General features: G+C 62.1%; 11 protein-coding genes. 9 read left to right on the forward strand and 2 right to left on the reverse strand.

Features of this window, described 5'->3' with window-relative positions; translation table 11 throughout:
- Positions 1-53 precede the first annotated feature (53 nt).
- Positions 54-1,595 (forward strand): DEAD/DEAH box helicase, encoded by a 1,542-nt coding sequence (locus tag ACFWXH_RS06785; RefSeq protein ID WP_379118587.1) that lies wholly within the window; start codon positions 54-56, stop codon positions 1,593-1,595.
- 122 nt (positions 1,596-1,717) lie between these two features.
- Positions 1,718-2,140 carry a GNAT family N-acetyltransferase gene (locus ACFWXH_RS06790; protein ID WP_379118589.1) on the forward strand — a complete coding sequence of 141 codons (423 nt, stop codon included), beginning with the start codon at positions 1,718-1,720 and terminating at the stop codon, positions 2,138-2,140.
- A gap of 3 nt (positions 2,141-2,143) precedes the next feature.
- On the opposite strand, the gene hutC is transcribed toward ACFWXH_RS06790, so the two are convergent.
- Both hutC and ACFWXH_RS06800 read right to left on the reverse strand, forming a co-directional pair.
- Entirely contained in the window at positions 2,144-2,869 is a 726-nt protein-coding gene (gene hutC / locus ACFWXH_RS06795) for a histidine utilization repressor (RefSeq protein WP_379118591.1), read from the reverse strand.
- A gap of 38 nt (positions 2,870-2,907) precedes the next feature.
- Positions 2,908-4,263, reverse strand: a complete 1,356-nt coding sequence (locus tag ACFWXH_RS06800; protein WP_379118593.1) for a formimidoylglutamate deiminase — start codon at positions 4,261-4,263, stop codon at positions 2,908-2,910.
- Positions 4,264-4,364: 101 nt separating this feature from the next.
- Here ACFWXH_RS06800 and hutI point away from each other — a divergent pair, with 101 nt between their 5' ends.
- From hutI to ACFWXH_RS06835, 7 genes are all read left to right on the forward strand, one after another.
- Positions 4,365-5,597 carry an imidazolonepropionase gene (gene hutI / locus ACFWXH_RS06805; protein ID WP_379118595.1) on the forward strand — a complete coding sequence of 411 codons (1,233 nt, stop codon included), beginning with the start codon at positions 4,365-4,367 and terminating at the stop codon, positions 5,595-5,597.
- The gene (hutH, locus tag ACFWXH_RS06810) at positions 5,594-7,138 is read left to right on the forward strand and encodes a histidine ammonia-lyase (RefSeq protein WP_379118597.1); all 1,545 of its coding nucleotides are present in this window, start codon (positions 5,594-5,596) and stop codon (positions 7,136-7,138) included. Before hutI ends, hutH begins: the two co-directional genes overlap by 4 nt.
- Positions 7,135-7,953, forward strand: coding sequence for an N-formylglutamate deformylase (hutG, locus tag ACFWXH_RS06815; RefSeq protein ID WP_379118599.1), 819 nt, complete (start codon positions 7,135-7,137; stop codon positions 7,951-7,953). The genes hutH and hutG overlap by 4 nt, the downstream gene beginning before the upstream one ends.
- 19 nt (positions 7,954-7,972) lie before the next feature.
- A complete protein-coding gene (gene hutU / locus ACFWXH_RS06820; protein WP_379118601.1) occupies positions 7,973-9,649 on the forward strand; it encodes a urocanate hydratase in 1,677 nt (558 codons plus the stop codon).
- A gap of 4 nt (positions 9,650-9,653) precedes the next feature.
- Positions 9,654-10,229 carry a HutD family protein gene (locus tag ACFWXH_RS06825; RefSeq protein WP_379118603.1) on the forward strand — a complete coding sequence of 192 codons (576 nt, stop codon included), beginning with the start codon at positions 9,654-9,656 and terminating at the stop codon, positions 10,227-10,229.
- A 280-nt stretch (positions 10,230-10,509) separates the two neighbouring features.
- Entirely contained in the window at positions 10,510-19,074 is an 8,565-nt protein-coding gene (locus tag ACFWXH_RS06830) for a GH36-type glycosyl hydrolase domain-containing protein (protein ID WP_379118605.1), read from the forward strand.
- 277 nt (positions 19,075-19,351) lie between these two features.
- Positions 19,352-21,127 (forward strand): glucan ABC transporter ATP-binding protein/ permease, encoded by a 1,776-nt coding sequence (locus ACFWXH_RS06835; protein WP_054312940.1) that lies wholly within the window; start codon positions 19,352-19,354, stop codon positions 21,125-21,127.
- Positions 21,128-21,324: the final 197 nt, after the last annotated feature.

The following is a 21,324-nucleotide window of genomic DNA, read 5'->3' on the forward strand; positions in this document are numbered from 1 at the left end:
TGCGCCCCGCCGCCATCGCTGTTTGCGGCAACGCCGCATGAAAGAAGATTATTTTGACTACTGAAATCAATGCGGAGCTGAACGGCTTCGCCAAACTCGGAATTTCCGGCCAACTCCTGAAAGCCACCAACACGGCAGGCTTCACGGAGCCAAAGCCTATCCAGGAGCAGGCCATCCCTGCACAGCTGGCTGGCCGCGACATCCTGGGCATTGCCCAGACCGGTTCCGGCAAGACGGCTGCTTTCGCGCTGCCTATCCTGTCCAAGATCATCGCGCTCGGCACCAAACGCCGACCGAAGACAGCACGCGCCCTGATCCTGGCGCCGACCCGCGAACTGGCTGTCCAGATCGAGGAGACGATCAAGGTCCTCGCCAAGGGCGCGCATATCTCCACGGCACTGGTTCTGGGCGGCGTTTCGCGCTTCAGCCAGGTCAAGAAGATCGGTCCTGGCGTGGATTTCCTGATCGCGACGCCCGGCCGCCTGATGGATCTTGTGCGCGAGAAGGACGTCATCCTGTCGGAGACCACCTGGCTGGTGCTCGACGAAGCCGACCGCATGCTCGACATGGGCTTCATCAACGACGTCAAGCGTATCGCCAAGGCCACGCATCCTGCCAGGCAGACTGCGCTGTTCTCGGCCACCATGCCGGCTGAGATCGAACAGCTGACGCAGAGCCTGCTGCGCGAGCCGGTGCGTGTGGAAGTCGCGCCGCAGGGCACTACTGCCGCCGAGATCGTTCAGAGCGTCGTGCTCGCCCGCACCAAGCAGAAGCGCAAGGTTCTGTCCGACATGCTGGCCGACGACGCCATGAGCTCAGTCATCGTGTTCGCGCGCACCAAGCACGGCGCCGACCGCGTTACCAAGGACCTCGAGCGCGACGGTTTCGAAGCCGCCGTCATCCATGGCAACAAGAGCCAGAATGCCCGCCAGAAGGCGTTGAACGGTTTCCGCGACGGCTCGGTGCGCATTCTGGTCGCTACCGACATCGCTGCACGCGGCATCGACGTGCCAGGCATCAGCCATGTCGTCAACTTCGACCTGCCGGACGAAGCCGAAAGCTATGTCCACCGCATTGGTCGCACCGGCCGCAACGGCCGCGACGGCATTGCCATCACGCTGGTCGATCCGTCCGAGAACGGCAAGCTGCGCCAGGTCGAACGCATCATCCGCATGAAGCTGCCGGTGCTCGCCGACCATCTCGGCCAGCCTGATCCGGCCCGCGAACCGCGTCCGCAGGGCGAGCGCAATTTTGCCCCGGCAAACGATGGCGCGCGTGAGGACCGTGGACAGCGCCGTGACGGCGGGGCGCGCAATGACGGCTTCGGCAAGAAGCGTTTTGGCGGCAAGCCGCAGGGCGGACGTCCGTTCTCCGGCAAGTCGGATGGTGAACACAACGCTCAGGGCGAACGCAGCCAGGGTGGGGACCGTCCGTTCAAAGGCAAGCCCAGTGGCGAGCGGCATTTCCACGGCAAGCCCAAGGGCGGCGACCGCCCGTTTGGTGACAAGCCGCATGGCGAGCGCAAGCCGGAGGGCGGCAAGCCGTTCCGCAACAAGCGCCGCTTCAACCGCAAGCCGGCGGCGCGCGCTGCTTGACCAACAGAATGAGGCCGTCCGGTTGGGACCGGCCCCATTCTCTTATTGTCCCGGGCCACACTCCATTGCCAGGCACCGTCTGATCCATGACCGCTTCCTTGAGCCGGCTGGACTTGCAAGACATGGCTCGTGTCGCTGTCGTTTTGCGGCAGGCGTTTGACGAACGGCTGCCATGGCTGGCGGGAATTCACACGCCGCAAGAAGACCGGCGTTTCTTCGAAAATCATGTCTATGCCAAGTGCGAAATCTGGGGTGCCGTCGACGGTGAAATCGTCGGCTTCATCGCTTTCCGCGAAGGATGGGTGGATCAGCTCTATGTGCTGCCGGGTCATCAGAAGCGAGGCATCGGTGCGGCACTGCTCGGTGTGGCGAAGGCGGCCTGGCCGATATTGCAGCTCTGGACGTTCCAGAAAAACATGGCCGCGCGCCACTTCTATGAGAAGCATGGCTTCGCGGCCATCCAGGAGACAGACGGTCGCGACAATGAAGAACGCGAGCCCGACATCCTCTATCTGTGGCGGCAGCAGGCTAGGTTGGAGAGCTGACGCTCAACCCTGCGATGGCGCAAAACGCGCGACCAGCTCGTGGCTTTCGGCAGCATAGACGAAGCGCACCTGGGTGACCGGGCGTTCAGCATTCCAGGTTCGTCGCTCCACGACAAGGCAAGGCGAACCGACCCTGATATCGAGCGCCGAGGCAACATCCTCATCGGCCGCCATGGCGCGGATGCGGTGCTCGGCCGCATTCCAGGGCACATGCCCGACCAACCAGGGATTCGGGCTGATCTCCAGGAATTCCTCCTCCTCAGCCTCCGGAACGGCGCTCAGGTTGATGAGCCGTTTTTCCTGGCAGAACGGCCGTTTTCCGGCGAAATGCCTGCATTCCACCGCCAACACCGATCCCGTCGCATCAAGGCCGAGTAGCTCACGGTCCTCGGCGCTGGAACGACGTTTGTGGCGCGAGACGCGCTCGAAGTGATAGGGCAGGCCGGTCGCCTCCACCTCGGTACGGATATCGTGGATCTCAAGGATCGCAGCCTGCGAATGTGGCCGGCGCACGAAACTGCCGGAACGCCGGCGCCGCTCGATCAGGCCCGCCTTGGCAAGCTGCGACAGCGCCTTGTTCACCGTCATGCGCGAGCAATTGTACTCGGCGGTCAGTTCGTGTTCGAAGGGAATGCGGTGGCCGGGTGCCCAGACGCCGGACAGGATCTTCTCGCTGATGTCGGACAGGATGCGTTGATGCAGGGATCCCGGTTCCGCTGTCATGGTCATCAGCCTGTCGTTCCCCGCTCTTCGAATCCCCGCGGCCTTCAGTCGGCCGACAACCGCATCATCACATTCCGGAAGCGTTCGGCAATGGCCTCGCGCGCGAAATGCCGGCCGTTCTCGACCAGCTTACTACCATGCACCCATGCACAGTCGATGCGCGTGCCACCTGCGAAGATCCAGGTGTCGAGGATCGCATTGCCGGATTTGCCGGCCAACGAAGGATGGTTGGCATCGAGCGAAACGAAATCGGCGGGTGCGCCGGTTTCAAGACGGGTTGTTGCAACGCCGAGAGCCACGTTTCCGCCGATCAGGGCTTGTGCGAACAGATTTTCGCCGTTGGATTGGCCGGGCACCGCTAGCACATTGCGGGCGCGGTGGAAAATGCGCTGGGAATATTCGAGTTGGCGCAATTCGTCTCCAACCCCGATCAGCACGTTCGAATCGGAACCCACCCCGTAGCGGCCACCGTGACTTGAGAATAAAGGCGCAGAAAAGGTGCCATCCCCTAGATTCGCCTCGGTGATCGGGCACAGACCGGCAATCGCGCCGGACTTTGCCATGGCGGTTGTCTCGTCATCCGTCATGTGGGTGGCATGGATCAGGCACCAGCGACTGTCGACGGCCTGGTTTTCGAGCAGCCATTCGACGGGCCGCTTGCCCGACCACGCAACGCAATCCTCCACTTCCTTGACCTGTTCGGAGATATGGATGTGGATCGGTGCTTGTGGTTCCAGCTTGGCGACAACCGACAATTCTTCCGGTGTGGCCGCGCGCAGGCTGTGCGGCGCGACGCCGACGACTGCACGATCAAGTCCCCTTACTGCTTCCTTCGATTTTTCGAGAAGCTTGGAAAAGCTGCTCAGATCATTGATGAAACGGCGCTGTCCTTCGTTCGGGGCACCGCCGCCGAAACCCGAATGTGCATAGAAGACCGGCAGTAGCGTGAGCCCGATGCCGGTTGCCTTGGCCGCTGCCGCAATGCGCTCGGCCATTTCGGCGATGTTGGCATAAGGGCTGCCGTCGCGGTCGTGATGCAGATAGTGGAATTCGCCGACCCGCGAAAACCCGGCCTCCACCATCTCGACATAGAGCTGGGCCGCGACCGCCTCGACATCGTCGGGCGTCATCGACAGCGCGAAGCGATACATCACCTCGCGCCAGCTCCAGAATGAATCGGCGCCCGGACCGCGCGTTTCTGCAAGGCCGGCCATGCCGCGCTGGAAGGCGTGGCTGTGCAGGTTCGGCATCCCGGGAACGACGATGGCGTGCCGCTCGTCACCGGCTTGAACGATCGCGTCGGGTTCGACCGTGACCAGCACACCATCGGAAACCACGAGACGCACATTCTTGCGCCAGCCGTTGCTCAGAAAAGCCTGTTCCGCAAAGATCGCCGTCACGCCTTCGTCCTCCGCTTGCCGTAACCTGTGCGACAATAATGCTTGCGTCGCGTCTTAATATGTATATACATAATTTCGACGGAGTGAAGTGGAAAAAGACTATGGCTGAGGAGGAGAATGGCCGGGCAGGGGCAAGCCGTGTCTGGCGCAATGCGCGCCTGGCGACGCTGTCCGAGAATGCCGCCGGTCTTGGTGAAGTCGAGCATGGCGCCATCATGGCGAGCGGTGGCCGGATCGTCCATGCCGGCCCCGAGAAGGATATGCCGGCGGTTCCGGCCGGGGCCGAGATCATCGACTGTGAGGGGCGCTGGATCACACCCGGCCTGATCGACTGCCACACACATCTCATCCATGCCGGCAATCGTGCCAACGAGTTCGAGATGCGGTTGGCCGGTGCCACCTACGAAGAAGTGGCCCGCGCCGGCGGCGGTATCGTCTCCTCAGTCAAAGCGCTGCGCGCGGCGAGTGAGGATGAACTTGTTGCCCAGACACTGCCGCGTCTCGATGCCCTGATGGCCGAAGGTGTCACCACGATCGAGGTGAAATCCGGGTACGGGCTCGATCTCGACAATGAGAAGAAGTCCTTGAAGGCGGCCCGGCGCCTTGGCGTCGAGCGCCCGGTGACCGTTCGCACGACATTCCTCGGCGCTCATGCCCTGCCGCCTGAGGCCAATGGCGACAAGGACGCCTATATCGACCTTGTGGCGAAGGCGATGCTGCCAGCGATCGCTGCTGAAGGGCTGGCCGATGCCGTCGACGGTTTCTGCGAAGGCATTGCTTTCTCGCCAGAACAGATCGCCCGCGTCTTCGATGCGGCGAAGGCCGCCGGCCTGCCGGTGAAACTCCACGCCGATCAGCTCTCCAATCTGAATGGTGCGGCATTGGCAGCAAGCTATGGCGCGTTGTCGACCGATCATCTCGAATATACCGATGAAGCCGGTGCCGTAGCGATGGCCAAGGCGGGGACCGTCGCCGGTATCCTGCCCGGCGCCTACTATTTCATCCGCGAGACCCGAAAGCCGCCGATCGCGCTGTTTCGCCAGCATGGCGTGAAGATGGCGGTGGCTACCGACAACAATCCCGGCACATCGCCGCTGACTTCGTTGCTGTTGACCATGAACATGGCCGCGACGCTGTTCGCCATGACCGTGCAGGAATGCATTGCCGGCACGACACGCGAAGCAGCTCGCGCACTCGGCCTGCTTGGTGAGACCGGAACGCTGGAAGCCGGGAAGTGGGCCGACCTTGCTATCTGGGACATCGAGCGGCCGGCAGAACTCGTTTATCGCATGGGCTTCAATCCGCTCCATGCCCGCATCTGGAGGGGACAATGACAGAACTCGTATTGAAGCCAGGCAACGCCACGCTGGCCGACTGGCGCGCCATCTATCGTGGCGCCACGCCGGTGCTCGATCCTGCCTGCAAGGCTGCGATTGAGGCCAGCGCCAAGGCCGTGGAACGCATCGTCGCCAAGGGCGAGCCGGTCTATGGCATCAACACCGGCTTCGGCAAACTCGCCAGTGTGCGCATTCCTGCCGCCGATCTCGAAACGCTCCAGCGTAACATCGTGCTCTCGCACGCCGCTGGTGTCGGCGAGCCGATGCCGGTTGCTGTGGCGCGCCTGATGATGGCGCTCAAGATGGCGAGTCTCGCACAGGGCGCCTCCGGCGTGCGGCAGCAAACCGTCGATCTTCTGCAGAAGATGCTGGCAAACGACGTTATTCCAGTCGTGCCCGCCCAGGGCTCGGTCGGCGCTTCCGGCGATCTGGCCCCGCTTTCACACATGACTGCAGTCATGATCGGTGTCGGCGAATGCTTCACCCCGCACGGCCGGGTGCCGGCTAGGGTCGCTTTTGCGTCGCACGGGCTGGAGCCGGTGACGCTGGGCGCCAAGGAAGGCCTGGCGCTGCTCAACGGCACGCAATTCTCGACCGCCTATGCATTGGCGGGACTGTTCGAAGCCGAAGTGCTTTATCAGTCGGCGCTGGTCGCCGGTGCGTTGTCGACCGACGCCGCCAAGGGCTCCGACGCGCCGTTCGACCCGCGCATCCATCTTCTGCGCAAACATCGCGGCCAGATCGAAACGGCCGATGCACTGCGCAACCTGATGGTCGGCAGCGCCATCCGCGAATCCCATCGTGTCGGCGATGAACGCGTTCAGGACCCATACTGCCTGCGCTGCCAGCCGCAGGTGATGGGTGCGGCGCTGGATGTGCTGCGCAAGGCAGCCGATACGCTGGAGACCGAAGCCAACGGCGTCACCGACAATCCGCTGATCTTCGCCGAGGACGATACAGCACTGTCGGGTGGCAACTTCCATGCAGAACCGGTGGCATTCGCCGCCGACATGATCGCGCTCGCAGTCTGTGAGATCGGCTCGCTGTCGGAACGACGCATCGCCATGCTGGTCGACCCCGCACTGTCGGGCATGCCAGCGTTCCTTACGCCGAAGCCGGGACTCAATTCGGGCTTTATGATCCCGCAGGTGACGGCAGCAGCGCTTGTTTCGGAAAACAAGCAGAAGGCCTATCCCGCATCAGTCGATTCCATTCCGACTTCTGCCAACCAGGAAGACCATGTCTCGATGGCCGCCCATGGTGCGCGTCGGCTTATCGGCATGATCGAGAACGCCACCGCCGTCATCGGCATCGAACTGCTCGCGGCTGCGCAGGGTTGCGACTTCCATCAGCCGCTTGCGTCCAGCCAGCCACTCGAGGCTGTGCGCAAGGTGCTGCGGGCGCAGGTGCCGCATCTCGATGACGACCGTCATTTCCATCCCGACATGGAAAAGGCGATTGCCCTGGTGCGGGAAGGTGCGCTTGCGAAGGCTGCTGGAGCAGTCACGCTTCCGGCCGTCAGTGGAGCCGCCGCGTGACCCAACCTTCATGGCTCGACGTCCAGCGTGGCGAGGCGCCGCTACTGGTCAGTATTCCACACACCGGTATCGATCTGGCCGGGCTCGACGATCGTTTCGTTTCGCCCTGGCTGGCCCGTCGCGATGCCGATTGGTGGATCGAGAAGCTCTACGATTTCGCAACCGATCTCGGCGCGACAATCGTGCGCACCACCATCTCGCGTTCCGTCATCGACGTGAACCGCGATCCGTCGGGTGTGTCGCTCTATCCGGGACAGGCGACGACCGAGCTTTGCCCGACGACGACTTTCGACGGCGAGCCGCTTTATAAGGCTGGTCAAGAGCCTGACGCCGACGGTGTCGCCGAGCGCCGAAAAAGCTATTTCGAGCCATATCACGCCGCGCTCGACGCCGAGATCTCGAGGCTGCGCGGCCTGCACGGCAAGATCGTGCTCTATGACTGCCATTCGATCCGCTCGGTCATTCCCCGGCTGTTCGAAGGCAAGCTGCCGCTGTTCAACCTCGGTACCAATTCCGGCAAGAGCACGGACCCTGTCCTTGAAAGACAAATCGCGGACATCATGGCCGCGACAGGACGACCTTGGGTGCTCAATGGCCGCTTCAAGGGCGGTTGGATCACTCGCCATCACGGTCGGCCGGAAGATGGCGTCCATGCCCTGCAGATGGAGCTTTCGTGCCGAGGCTACATGCTGGAGCCGGAGGGCAAGGTCGCTCAGGCGAACTGGCCGAGCCGCTACGATCCCGACTTTGCCGCGCCGATGCGCAAGACGCTGACCGAAATCCTGACGACCGCACTCAACTGGGCGAAGGCCTGATTTTCGAGGGAACATTCGCATGACCCAACACACCCGTATCGACAACTCCCGCACCATTCGCGCCGCCACCGGCACCGAGCTGACCGCCAAGAGCTGGCTCACCGAAGCGCCACTGCGCATGCTGATGAACAATCTCGACCCGATCGTCGCCGAAAAGCCGGGTGAGCTGGTGGTCTATGGTGGCATCGGCCGTGCCGCGCGCGACTGGCAGAGCTTCGACCGTATCGTCGGCGCGCTGCGCAATCTGGAAGCCGACGAAACGTTGCTGGTGCAGTCGGGCAAGCCGGTCGGCGTCTTCAAGACCCACAAGGATGCTCCGCGCGTCCTGCTCGCCAACTCCAACCTTGTGCCGCATTGGGCAACCTGGGATCATTTCAACGCCCTCGATAAGAAGGGCCTCATGATGTACGGCCAGATGACGGCCGGCTCCTGGATCTATATCGGCTCGCAGGGCATCGTTCAGGGCACTTACGAGACCTTCGTCGAACTGGGCCGGCAGCATTACAACGGCGATCTCTCCGGCAGATGGATTCTGACCGCTGGCCTTGGCGGCATGGGTGGTGCACAGCCCTTGGCCGCGACCATGGCGGGAGCATCCTGCCTTGCTGTCGAATGCCAGGCCTCGCGCATCGAAATGCGCCTGAAGACCGGCTATGTCGACGTGCAGGCCAAGGATCTCGACGATGCGCTGGCCATTCTTGACAAGGCCGGCAAGGAAAAGAAGGCAATATCGGTTGCGTTGCTTGGCAATGCTGCCGACATCTTCCCGGAACTGGTTCGCCGTGGCGTGAAGCCGGATGCGGTCACCGACCAGACTTCTGCCCACGACCCGGTCAACGGTTACCTGCCGCAGGGCTGGACGGTTGCGGAATGGGAAGAGAAGCGCGAGCGCGATCCCAAGACCGTTGCCAAGGAAGCGAAGAAGTCGATGGCAGTTCACGTCAAGGCGATGCTCGACTTTCACAAGATGGGCATCCCGACCGTCGACTACGGCAACAACATTCGCCAGATGGCACTGGAAGAGGGTGTCGAGAACGCCTTCGATTTCCCCGGCTTCGTCCCGGCCTATATCCGCCCGCTGTTCTGCCGCGGCATCGGCCCGTTCCGCTGGGCGGCACTTTCGGGCGATCCGGAAGATATCTACAAGACCGATGCCAAAGTGAAGGAGCTGCTGCCTGACAACAAGCACCTGCACAACTGGCTCGACATGGCGCAGAAGCGCATCAAGTTCCAGGGATTGCCGGCACGCATCTGCTGGGTCGGCCTGGGCGATCGCCACCGCCTCGGCCTGGCGTTCAACGAAATGGTTGCCAAGGGAGAACTGAAGGCGCCCGTCGTCATCGGTCGCGACCATCTCGATTCCGGTTCGGTCGCTTCGCCAAACCGCGAAACGGAAGCGATGAAGGATGGGTCGGACGCGGTGTCCGACTGGCCGCTGCTCAACGCGCTGCTCAACACGGCCTCGGGTGCGACCTGGGTGTCGCTGCACCATGGCGGCGGCGTTGGCATGGGCTTCTCGCAGCATTCCGGGATGGTCGTCGTCTGCGACGGTACTGAGGATGCAGCGCGCCGTCTCGAGCGTGTGTTGTGGAACGACCCGGCAACTGGTGTCATGCGTCATGCCGACGCCGGCTACGACATCGCCATCGACTGCGCAAAGGAGCATCAGCTCAACCTGCCGGGCATTCTCGGCTAAGCCGATGCGCATCCTTCGCGCTAGCGACTATCGCTCCATGCCGTGGAAGAACGGTGGCGGGACGACGACCGAGATCGTTGTCTCGCCGGCTGGCGCTGGGCTGGATGACTTCGACTGGCGCATCTCGATGGCGCGGGTCGAGGCGGGAGGGCCATTTTCCGTCTTTGTCGGCATCGACCGCACGCTTTCGATCCTTGAAGGCGAAGGCATGCGGCTCTCCATCGCCGGTCATGATTCTGTAGACCTGACGCGGGCCAGTGAACCCTTGTTCTTTCCCGCGGACGCCGCCACCGAAGCAACTTTGGCGGCGGGGCCGATCACCGACCTCAATGTGATGACCCGCCGCAGCCGCGCGCGCCACACCGTGCGCCGTGTATCGCTCTCCGAGCCACTTGATTTCACAACCGAAGCGACCGCCACGCTTTTGTTCTGCCACAAGGGCAGCATTCAGATCGGCGAATCGCCGACAGTTGCGCTTGGCGCTCGCGATACGTTGTGGCTCGACGAGGCGGGACAGACATTATGGCTCCGTCCGCAGCCGCACGCGGTCGTTTTCCTGATCGCCATCCAAAACGATTAAAGGTTGTTTCCAAGCGTTATCGAACCTGACCCGAAATATCGGGCCGAGCGGTTGCGCCATCACGAAATTGCCGGAATCCTTGCCATTCGCTCCTTTCCGTTGTGAGCATGAGTGCAAGTATCACAGTTGTCGGCAACGCCACGGCCGCTAATCTTGACGGGAAGACAGAACAAGCTCGTCCGACCCGCTTTGCTATGCAATCAATCACCTGTAAATCGATATTAAACACCGGGGACGAGGCGGTTGCGCCGCGACCGGTCCCCACCGCATGGATTGCTTGATGAATATTCAAACCAGCCCCGCCGACATCCGGACCGCCACCGCGCGTTCCCCTGAGACAGCGGAAGAGCCGATCCGGTCACAGTTTCTGCCTGAAGACAGGTTGCGGGCGCTGGGTGAAAGCCTCGCCAGAGGCGACATCTCCGATCTTGCCGGGCTGCAGCCTTTCGATTTCCAGAAGCGCATCCGCGAAAGTGCCAAGAAGATCCTTGAGGTCTACAAGCTGACCAATGTCGCCCAAGCCAGGGGCGAGACGGTGACGCCGGCCGCTCAATGGCTGCTCGACAACAACTATCTGGTCGAAGAAACGATCTACCAGATCAAGCGCGATCTGCCGCGCCGTTTTTACAGACAACTGCCCACGCTGAAACTCTCCGACGGCACCAGCGTGCCGCGTGCTCTTGCATTGGCCTGGGCTTACGTCGCGCATTCGGACAGCTCCGTCTCGGCTCAGATGTTCAAGGCGATCGTCGAGGGTTTCCAGTCGGTCGAGCCCATGAAGATCGGCGAAATCTGGGCGCTGCCGTCGCTGCTGCGTTTCGTGCTTATCGAGAACCTTCGCCGGCTTGCCGTTCGGGTCAACCGGTCGAGGGACATGCGCCTCATTGCCAATGACGTGGCCGACCGGGTTCTGGCGGCCGGCGACAGTGCCGACCGGCAAGCGATCCTGGACAAATATCAGGCCCAGGCTGCCGACACCTCATTTGCCACGCAGCTCCTCTATCGCTTGCGCGACGGTTCGCAAAATGCGGGCAGGGCGCTCGAGTGGCTGGAAACCGAGCTGGAGAAGTCCGGCACCGACGCTGAAAAGATCACCATTGCCGAGCATCAGACTTTGTCGAGCGGCAACGTGACCACCGGCAACATCATTCGCGGTTTGCGCCTCATCAATGACGTCGACTGGACGATCTGGTTCGAGGGCGTCAGCCGCATCGATGCGCTGCTGCGCGAACGCACCAATTTCAGCGAGCTCGATTTTCCATCCAGGGATCAGTATCGCACCGAGATCGAGGATCTGGCCAAACGTTCGAAGCAGTCCGAATACCATGTCGCCGAGCAAGCGACCGATATGGCGGATGCGGCGCGACAGGCGACGGGCGAAGCGACGGATGCTGCCGATGCCACCGATATCGGCTTCTTCCTTGTCGGTTCACGCCGTCCCGAACTCGAAAAAGCGATAGGTTATTCGCCAAGCCTGGCGCGCCGTCTCCTGCGTGGTTTTCGCAGGACCGGTTGGCTTGGCATCGTGTTGCCCGTCTTTCTGCTCACCGCGCTTCTGCTTTGGTTGTCCGGCAATGCGCTGGCCGCACTGGGGCTGCCGCTCTGGGGCATAACGTTGATGCTGGTGCTGTTCGCGGTGCCTGCGAGCGAAGGCGCTCTGGCCTTTTTCAACACCGTCATCCTGTTGTTCCTGAAACCCACGCGCCTTGTCGGCTATGAGTACAAGGACGGAATCCCGGCTGAGGCACGGACCCTTGTCGTTGTGCCGTCGCTGATTGGCTCGCGCGACGATGTCGAGGAAAATGTCCGCAACATCGAAGTGCACCATCTCGCCAATATGTCGGGTGAGCTTCATTTCGCGTTGCTCTCGGATTGGCCGGACAGCAAATCGGAAATCAGCGCCAACGATACGGAAATCCTGGAATTTGCCCGCGATCAGATCGCGGAACTCAACCAGCGTTACCCGAACGAAGGCGCACCTCGCTTCTACCTCCTGCACCGCCGCCGTCTCTACAATCCGGCGCAGGGGCGCTGGATGGGCTGGGAGCGCAAGCGCGGCAAGCTGCATGAACTGAACCTGCTGCTGCGCGGCGACAAGGACACCACCTTCCTGCCGTTGGAAACGCCGCTGCCCGACAACGTCGTGCATGTCATGACGCTTGACGCGGACACCCGCACGACGCGCGATGCCGTATCGAAGCTGATCGGCAAGATGTGCCACCCGATGAACAAGCCGCATTACGATGCGGAGAAGCGCCGGGTTACCGCCGGCTACGCGATCATGCAGCCGCGCATCACGCCTTCGCTCACCACCGGCGATGAGGCGTCATTCTTCCAGCGCGTATTCTCTGCCAATCGCGGCCTCGATCCTTACGTCTTTGCCGTCTCTGATCTCTATCAGGACGTGTTCGGCGACGGTTCCTTCACGGGCAAGGGCCTTTACCATATCGACGCCTTCGAAGCCTCGCTCAAGGGGCGCATAGAAGACAACACCGTCCTCAGCCACGATTTGCTCGAGGGTGCCCTGGCGCGTTCGGCACTCGTCACCGACGTCGAACTGGTCGAGGATTATCCGACGCGATACTGGGTTGACGCTTCGCGCAACCATCGCTGGGCTCGCGGCGATTGGCAGCTCCTGAGCTTCATCTTCGATCCGCGCTCGGGCGTCCCGGCACTGTCCCGCTGGAAGATGATCGACAATCTGCGTCGCTCAATTACCCCGATCTTCTGGGTGATGGCTGCGATAGCCGGTTGGACCTTGCTGCCCTTCACCCAAGCCGCCCAATGGCAAGGCCTGCTTATCCTGACGTTGTTCATGGCGCCCACCTTCGACATCGTCAACGCGATCATCCCGAAGAACAGCGATGCCACTCCGCGCGGTCATTTCTCGGCACTTGTGCACGACATAGCCTTCGGCACGGCGATGGTGGCGCTGAAGATCGTGCTGATGGCGCATCAGGCCTGGATGATGGGCGATGCCATTATTCGCACGCTCTATCGTCTGTTCGTCAGCCGCAAGGACCTGCTCGAGTGGCGTACCGCTTCGCAGGCGCATCAGGGCAGCGGCAACGACATCGGCTCCTATTATTCCATGATGTACGGCGCCGTGATCATCGGCGCCGTCGGCCTCGCCATTCCGGTTCTCGACGATTCAACCGGAGCCTTCGTCGCTTTCGCCTTTGCAGTGTTCTGGATCGGATCGCCGGCATTCGCCTGGCTGGTCAGCCGCTCCGCGGAAACGGAGGATCGCCTGCACCTGCTGCCGCAGGATGTGCACGCGCTGCGTATCGCAGCACGCCGCACCTGGCATTACTTCGAGAACTTTGTCACGGCCGAACAAAACCATCTGCCGCCCGACAATTTCCAGGAGAACCCGAAGCCGATCATTGCGACACGCACGTCGCCGACCAACATCGGCGTCTACCTGCTGTCGGTCGTTTCGGCGCGAGACTTCGGCTGGATCAGTCTTTCGGAGGCCATCGCACGTATCGACGCCACCATGTCGACCGTCGAGCGCATGGAGCGCAGTCGGGGGCATCTCTACAACTGGTATGAGACGACGACGCTCAACCCGCTGCGTCCAACCTACATCTCCGCAGTCGACAGCGGCAATCTCGCCGGCCATCTGGTGACGGTCGCTGCGACCTGCACCGAATGGGCGGAGGCTCCTTCCGTGCACCTGCATGGCGATGTCGAAGGCGTGCTGGACACCGTCGCGATCCTGAACGAGAGCCTGGACGAACTGCCGGACGACCGGCGTCAGCTCAGGCCGTTGCGCCAACGTCTGGCCGACCGGTTGGACGGCATGCGGCGTGCCGTGCGTACCATAAAGGCGCAGCCTGAAATGGCTTCGGCCCGCACCGTCAACCTGACCGTCCTCGCCGGCGAGATCCGCAAGCTCGCGGCTGCCATACATGCCGAAGCAAAGTCGACGGCCAGCGACATCATCGTCGATTGGGCCGCGCGGTTGGAAGCCACCTGCGAGGCCCATGTGCAGGATGCTCAGGCCGATGAAAAGACGGTCCAGGCCATGCGCGCCAAATTGCTCGAATTGCATGAGCGCACCCGGCGCTACGCCTTCGAGATGGAATTCGGCTTCCTGCTGCGCCAGGACCGCAAGCTGCTGTCGATCGGCTACCGTGTCGAGGAGCGTCAACTTGATGAGGCCTGCTACGACCTGCTCGCCTCCGAATGCCGACTGACCAGCCTGTTCGCCATCGCCAAGGGCGACCTGCCGACCGAGCATTGGTTCCGCCTGGGTCGGCCGATCGTCGAGATCGGATTCCGGGGAGCCTTGATGTCCTGGTCCGGCTCGATGTTCGAATATCTGATGCCGCCGCTGGTGATGAAGGAGCCCCAGGGCTCAATCCTCAACCAGACCAGCCAGCTCATCATCAAGAGGCAGATCCAGTACGGTCGCTCGAAGAGTGTGCCGTGGGGGATTTCCGAAGCCGCCTACAACGCCCGCGACCGCGAGATGAACTATCAGTACACCAACTTTGGTGTGCCCGGTCTCGGCCTCAAGCGTGGTCTCGGCCAGAATACGGTGATTGCGCCGTATGCCACCATCCTCAGCGCGCAATTCCTGCCGCGTGAGGCCGTTGCCAATCTGAAACGCCTGAAGGAGATCGGTGCGCTCGGTCGACACGGTTACTACGACGCGGTCGACTTCACACCGCAACGTGTACCGGAAGGCGCGACCTGTGCCGTGGTGCAGAACTACTTCGCCCACCATTCGGGCATGTCGATCGCAGCTATCGCCGATGCCGTTTTCGAAGGACGCCTGCGCGACCGCTTCCACAGTGATCCGGTGATCGAATCCGCTGAATTGCTGCTTCAGGAGAAGGCGCCACGCGAGATTCCGGCCGACACGGTGCGCACCGATGCCGAAGAGCAGGCCGTTGCCGACGAGACCGAGGCGCAGACCCCCGACATGCGTGTGGTGCTCGACCCTGCATGGGCCCTGCGCGCAACCAATTTGATGTCGAACGGCCGCTATTCCGTGATGGTGACGGCGACCGGTTCGGGCTATTCGCGCTGGGGCGATTTCGCCGTAACGCGCTGGCAGCCAGACCCGGTCGAGGACCGGCTCGGCTCCTATATCTTCCTGCGCGATGCCGACACCGGCGACTGGTGGTCGGCGACTGTCGAACCGAAGCGCGCGCCTGGTGAAACCGCGCAGGCACAGTTCTCGGATGACAAGGCGACCTTCATCAAGACCGTGCATTCGCTGCGCTCAGAGGTGGAATGCATCGTCATCTCGGAAGGCAATGGCGAGGGCAGGCGGGTCACGCTCTACAATGACGGCGCGACGGATCGGCATATCGAAGTCACATCGTTCGCCGAACTGGTGCTCGGCCAGGAGGCCGCGGACTATGCCCATCCCGCTTTCTCAAAGATGTTCGTAGAGACGGAGATCGCGCCGAACAACAATGCGATCTTTGCCACGCGTCGCAAGAGGGACGAGGGCGATCCCGATATCACTGCGGCGCATTTCGTCACCGATCCGTCGGGACTTGCCCGCGACGGCGAAGCCGAGACCGATCGTCGTGCCTTCATCGGCCGTGGCCGAACCATCGCCGATGCCGCCGCGTTCGATCCCGATGCTCGACTGGAAGGACACGCCGGGTTCACACTTGATCCCATTGCCGCGCTGCGACGGCGCGTGCGGGTGCCGGCGAACAAGAAGATATCGCTTACCTTCTGGACCGTCACTGGCGCCAATCGTACGGAACTGGAAGAGGCGATTGCGCGGCTTGACCACGCTGAGAGTTTCGCGCGTCAGTCGATGTTGGCCTGGACCCGCTCGCAGGTGCAGACCCGCCACATGGGCTTGAGCCTGACGGATGCCTCCAACGTGCAGAAACTGGCGCGGTATCTGATCTACCCGGATCCGTTCCTGCGTCTGCAGCCCGACGCGGTCGCTTCGGGCCTCGGTCGTCAGTCCAGTCTCTGGCCGACCAGCATTTCGGGTGACTTCCCGATCTTCGCGGTCCGTATCGGCGACGTTGCCGACCTCGAGATCGTCGCCGAAGCGCTTCGCTTCCAGGAATATATGCGTGCGCGCGGCATGACGGCGGATCTCGTCATCGTCAACGAGCAGGCATCGTCCTATGTGCAGGATCTGCAGCAGGCGATCGACGCCTTGTGCGAAAACAGTCGGCTGCGCGGCAATGAATTCGGTTCGCGCCAGCACATCTTTGCGGTGCGCCGCGATCTGATGGATGAAACCACCTACAAGACACTGCTCGCTGTGGCGCGCGTGGTATTGCACACCCGCAACGGTACGATCTTCGATCAGATCGAACGCGCCGAGACCGCGGCGATCCAGGCCCGCGACGCCTTGCACCCAGGTGGGGCCGCGGTGTCGCGTGACACCACGGCGCCTGCGCCACGCAAGCCGGCGAAGAAGGGCGAAGGCGGAATCCCTGCCGACGGCACCGGGCTCGACTACTGGAACGGCTATGGTGGATTCGACAGTGACGGCCGCCACTACGTAGTCCGCCTGACGGGCAGCCGTTCGACGCCGCAACCATGGATCAACGTGGTCTCCAATGAGGTATTCGGTTTCCATACATCAGCCGAGGGAGCCGGCTTCACCTGGAGCCGCAACAGCCGCGACTATCAGCTGACGCCATGGTCGAATGACCCGGTCACGAACCGTCCGGGCGAGGGCATCTACATCCACGATCTCGGCAGCGGTGAGGCCTATTCACCGACGGCTGCGGTGCTGCGCGATCCAGCTATGGTCTACGAAGCCTGGCATGGACAGGGATTCTCCACCTTCCGCTCCAGACGTGGTGCGGTGTCGATGGATCTGACTCATGTCGTCGATCCAGTCGACCCGGTCCGTATTTCGCGTCTGCGCATCCAGAACGCAGGATCGGCACCTGTCAGATTGCGTGTCTACGCCTATGCCGAATGGGTGCTTGGCAGCCATCGCTCGAAAACTGCTGCCACCATCCTCTCACAGCGCGACGAGGCCACCGGCGCTCTGTTGGCGCAGAACCCGTACGGGCTCGACTTCAGCGACCGCGTGGCGTTCCTGGCCAGTGATCGCGAGCCACAGTCGTTCACGGCTGACCGGCAGGAATTTCTCGGCCGCGACGGCAACACCGCAACGCCGCAGTCCGTCCTTGCGGGCTCGGCCTTGTCCGGCCGTGTCGAGGCGGGCGACGATCCATGTGCTGCGCTGGCGCGTGATGTCGAGATTCCAGCCGGTGGCGACGTCACCTTGCTTTGGCTGATGGGGGATGCAGGTTCCGCCAAGGAGGCGAGTGCCTTGGTCAAGACGCATCGTGCCAAGGATTTCGACGAAAGGTTGGCCGAGAACGAACGCAACTGGCGTGGTTTCCTCGATACCATCCAGGTCGAGACGCCTGACAAGGCGCTGAATGCCATGGTCAATCATTGGCTGCCTTATCAGGCGCTGGCCTGCCGTATCCGTGCGCGCTCGGCATTCTATCAGGCCAGCGGCGCTTTCGGCTTCCGGGATCAATTGCAGGATACGCTGGCCTTGCTGGCCCACGACCCTGCATTGGCGCGCGAGCAGATCCTGAACGCAGCCCAGCGGCAATTCCCGGAGGGTGACGTGCAGCACTGGTGGCTGCCACGTAGCGGCGCCGGCGTGCGCACCATGATCTCGGACGATGTCGTCTGGCTGGCCCATGCGGTGTCGCGCTACGTTCTGGTGACCGGGGACAAGGCAATCCTGAAGGAAGCGCTGCCTTTCATCGAGGGCAAGCCGCTGGCCGAGGGCGAGCACGATTCCTTCTTCGAACCTCAAATCTCGAAGACAAATGTGCCACTTTACGAGCACTGCGCGCGGGCGTTGGATCTTGCCATTCAGAGAACCGGCGCCGATGGCCTGCCTTTGATCCTCGGCGGTGATTGGAACGATGGCATGAACCGCGTCGGCATCGGCGGCAAGGGCGAAAGCGTCTGGCTGGGCTGGTTCCTGCTGAAGACGCTCACGGATTTTGCGCCGGTGGCCAAGACACAAAGCGACACCAAGCGCGCCAAGGCCTGGGAAGCACATGCGGCCAGCCTCAAAATGGCGCTGGAGAATGCCGCCTGGGACGGCGAGTGGTATCGCCGTGGCAGTTTCGATGACGGCTCGCCACTCGGCTCGCGCAGATCCGATGAATGCAAGATCGACTCGATCGCGCAATCGTGGAGCGTACTGTCGGGCGATGGCGACCCCGCCCGTTCACAGACCGCCATGGATCAGGCCGTCAAGCATCTTGTCGATGACGAGCTCAAGATCGTGAAGTTGTTCACGCCGCCTTTCTCCAGGACGGAGAAGGATCCCGGTTACATCAAGAGCTATCCGCCGGGCGTGCGGGAGAATGGCGGCCAATATACCCATGCCGCAACCTGGTTCGTGATTGCGCTGGCCGAGATGGGCCGGACCGATGAAGCCTATCGTTGTTTCTCGATGCTGAACCCGGTCAACCATGCTTTGGACGACGCGGCAGCTGAACACTACCGGGTCGAGCCTTACGTGGTGGCCGCCGACATCTATGCCGGTGAAGGGAAGGGCGGCCGTGGCGGCTGGACCTGGTACACCGGCTCGGCTGGATGGCTCTACCGCGCCGCCGTGGAGGGTATCCTCGGCATTGAGCGACGCGGCAACCGCATTGAGATTACGCCCAAGCTGCCCAGGGATTGGGACGGTTATTCGGCAAAGCTCAAGATCGCCGGCACCGAACATTCGGTCCGTGTCGTGCGTGCCAAGGCCACCAAGACCATCTCGCTGGAAGTCGACGGAGCCAAGGTGAAAGGCAACGCTTTCGACCTCAAGGAGGGCGGTTCCAGCGAGATTATCGTCAAGATTCCAGCCTGATAAGGGCAGAAATGGTTCCGGAGGCCCATCGGCGGGTCTCCGGTTGCACAAAAATGCGGCAGCAATGGGTATCTGCCGTAATTTTGCCGCAGGGTTGGGATTTCACCTTTTATCTCAAACCGTTACGCGATCACGGCAGATTTCTGCCCGTTGTCATGTTTTGTTCGTCGGAACGGAGCAGAAGGCATAGGCGGGCATTGTTTTGCCACCCATCTAGGGCTAGGTGTTCACCGCAATAATGCGGCGCACTATGGATCGTTACGCGGGAGTAATTGAGTTGTCCCTGCTGCAAATCTACTGGAGAGCGCTCGGCTATCTTACCGCCGATAAGAAGCGTCTCATCCTGATCTGCATGGCGAACGTCATGCTTGCGATGGTCGCGGTTTACGAACCGATGCTGTTGGGTAAGGTCATCGGCGCAATCGCCGAACGCACCAATCCGTTCACCGAGCTGGTCATGTGGGCAGGCCTCGGCGCCTTCAACATCATCGCTGTCGTTCTCGTCGCTCGCGGCGCTGACCGCTTCGCTCACAAGCGTCGCTCGGAAGTGCTGTGCGAGTCCTTCGAACGCGTCGTCACCATGCCGCTCGCCTGGCACCAGCAGCGCGGTACATCCAACTCGCTGCAGACATTGCTGCGCGCGGTCGAGTCGCTGTTCACGCTGTGGCTTGAATTCATGCGCCAGCATCTGTCGACCGTTGTCGCGCTGGCGTTCCTCGTGCCGACGGCGCTGAGCCTCGATGCCCGTATGTCTGCCGTTCTCCTGGTGCTTGGCGTGTTCTACTTCGCCATCGGTCGTCTTGTCATGCGCAAGACCAAGCAGGGCCAGGCCAACGTCGAGCGTCACTATCACACCGTTTTCGCCCACGTGACGGATTCTGTCAGCAACGTTGCCGTTCTGCAGAGCTACAACCGCATCGGCCATGAGGCTGAGACGCTGAAGCGATACGTCAAGGATCTGCTCAACGCCCAGAACCCGGTTCTGGATTGGTGGGCCCTGGCCAGCGCCATGAACCGCCTGTCTTCGACTGTTTCGATGATGGTTGTGCTGATGATCGGTTCCTATCTGGTCATGCACGGTGAATTGCGCATCAGCGACGTCGTTGCCTTCACCGGCTTTGCCACGCTGCTGATTGGTCGTCTCGACCTGGTGTCGAACTTTGTGACGCAGATTTCGGAAGCACGGGCCAAGCTTGAGGAATTCTACAAGCTCGAGGAAGACTCTGCCGAAGCTGCCGAGCCGGAAGATCTGCGTGATCTCGGCAAGGTCACCGGCCACATCCAGTTCGAGAACGTCAGCTTCAACTTCGCCAACTCCACACAGGGCGTCGAGGACGTTTCCTTTGAGGTGAAGGCTGGGCAGACGGTTGCGATCGTTGGTCCGACGGGTGCGGGCAAGACCACGCTCATCAATCTCCTGCAGCGTGTCCACACGCCGAGCGAAGGCCGTATCCTCATCGACGGCATCGACACCCGCACGGTGACTCGTAAGTCGCTGCGCCACTCGATTGCCACCGTGTTCCAGGATGCCGGTCTGCTCAATCGGTCGATCGAGGACAACATCCGCGTCGGCCGTGACGAGGCGACCAATGAGGAAGTCCATGCCGCGGCCGAGGCTGCCGTGGCGCAGGATTTCATCCTGGCCAAGAGCGATGGCTACGATACTGTCGTCGGCGAACGCGGCGGCCAGCTGTCGGGTGGCGAGCGCCAGCGCATCGCTATTGCCCGCGCCGTGCTGAAGGACGCGCCGATCCTCGTCCTCGATGAGGCGACGAGCGCGCTCGACGTCGAAACCGAGGGCCGTGTCAAGGAAGCGCTCGACGACCTGCGTCGCGACCGCACCACCTTTGTCATCGCCCATCGCCTGACCACGGTTCGCGACGCCGACCTCGTCATCTTCATGGACAAGGGTAGCGTCGTCGAGATGGGCGGCTTCCAGGAGTTGTCGATGCGCAATGGCCGCTTCGCTGCGCTGTTGCGCGCCGGGGGGCTGCTCGCCGAAGAGGATGTCCGCCGGCTCAGCATCGTGTCGGTGACCGGCGAGGCCGCCTGATCGTCGGATCATCCGGCCTCGGCCACGGGTGACAGAAATTGACACCGCGTACTCCCTGAGCAATTTCGGCAAAAGCGCGCAGCGGTTTTGCCGAAATTGCGCAACCACAAAGAGTTGGAGCGTTTCCACGGGTCCGTGAAAAACGCTCCGAGGTGCGCGGTGTTGTCCTTTCGGCATGGCTTCAAACGTCGACCGAA

It is taken from the genome of Mesorhizobium sp. NPDC059054, assembly GCF_042739215.1.
GTDB lineage: Bacteria > Pseudomonadota > Alphaproteobacteria > Rhizobiales > Rhizobiaceae > Mesorhizobium.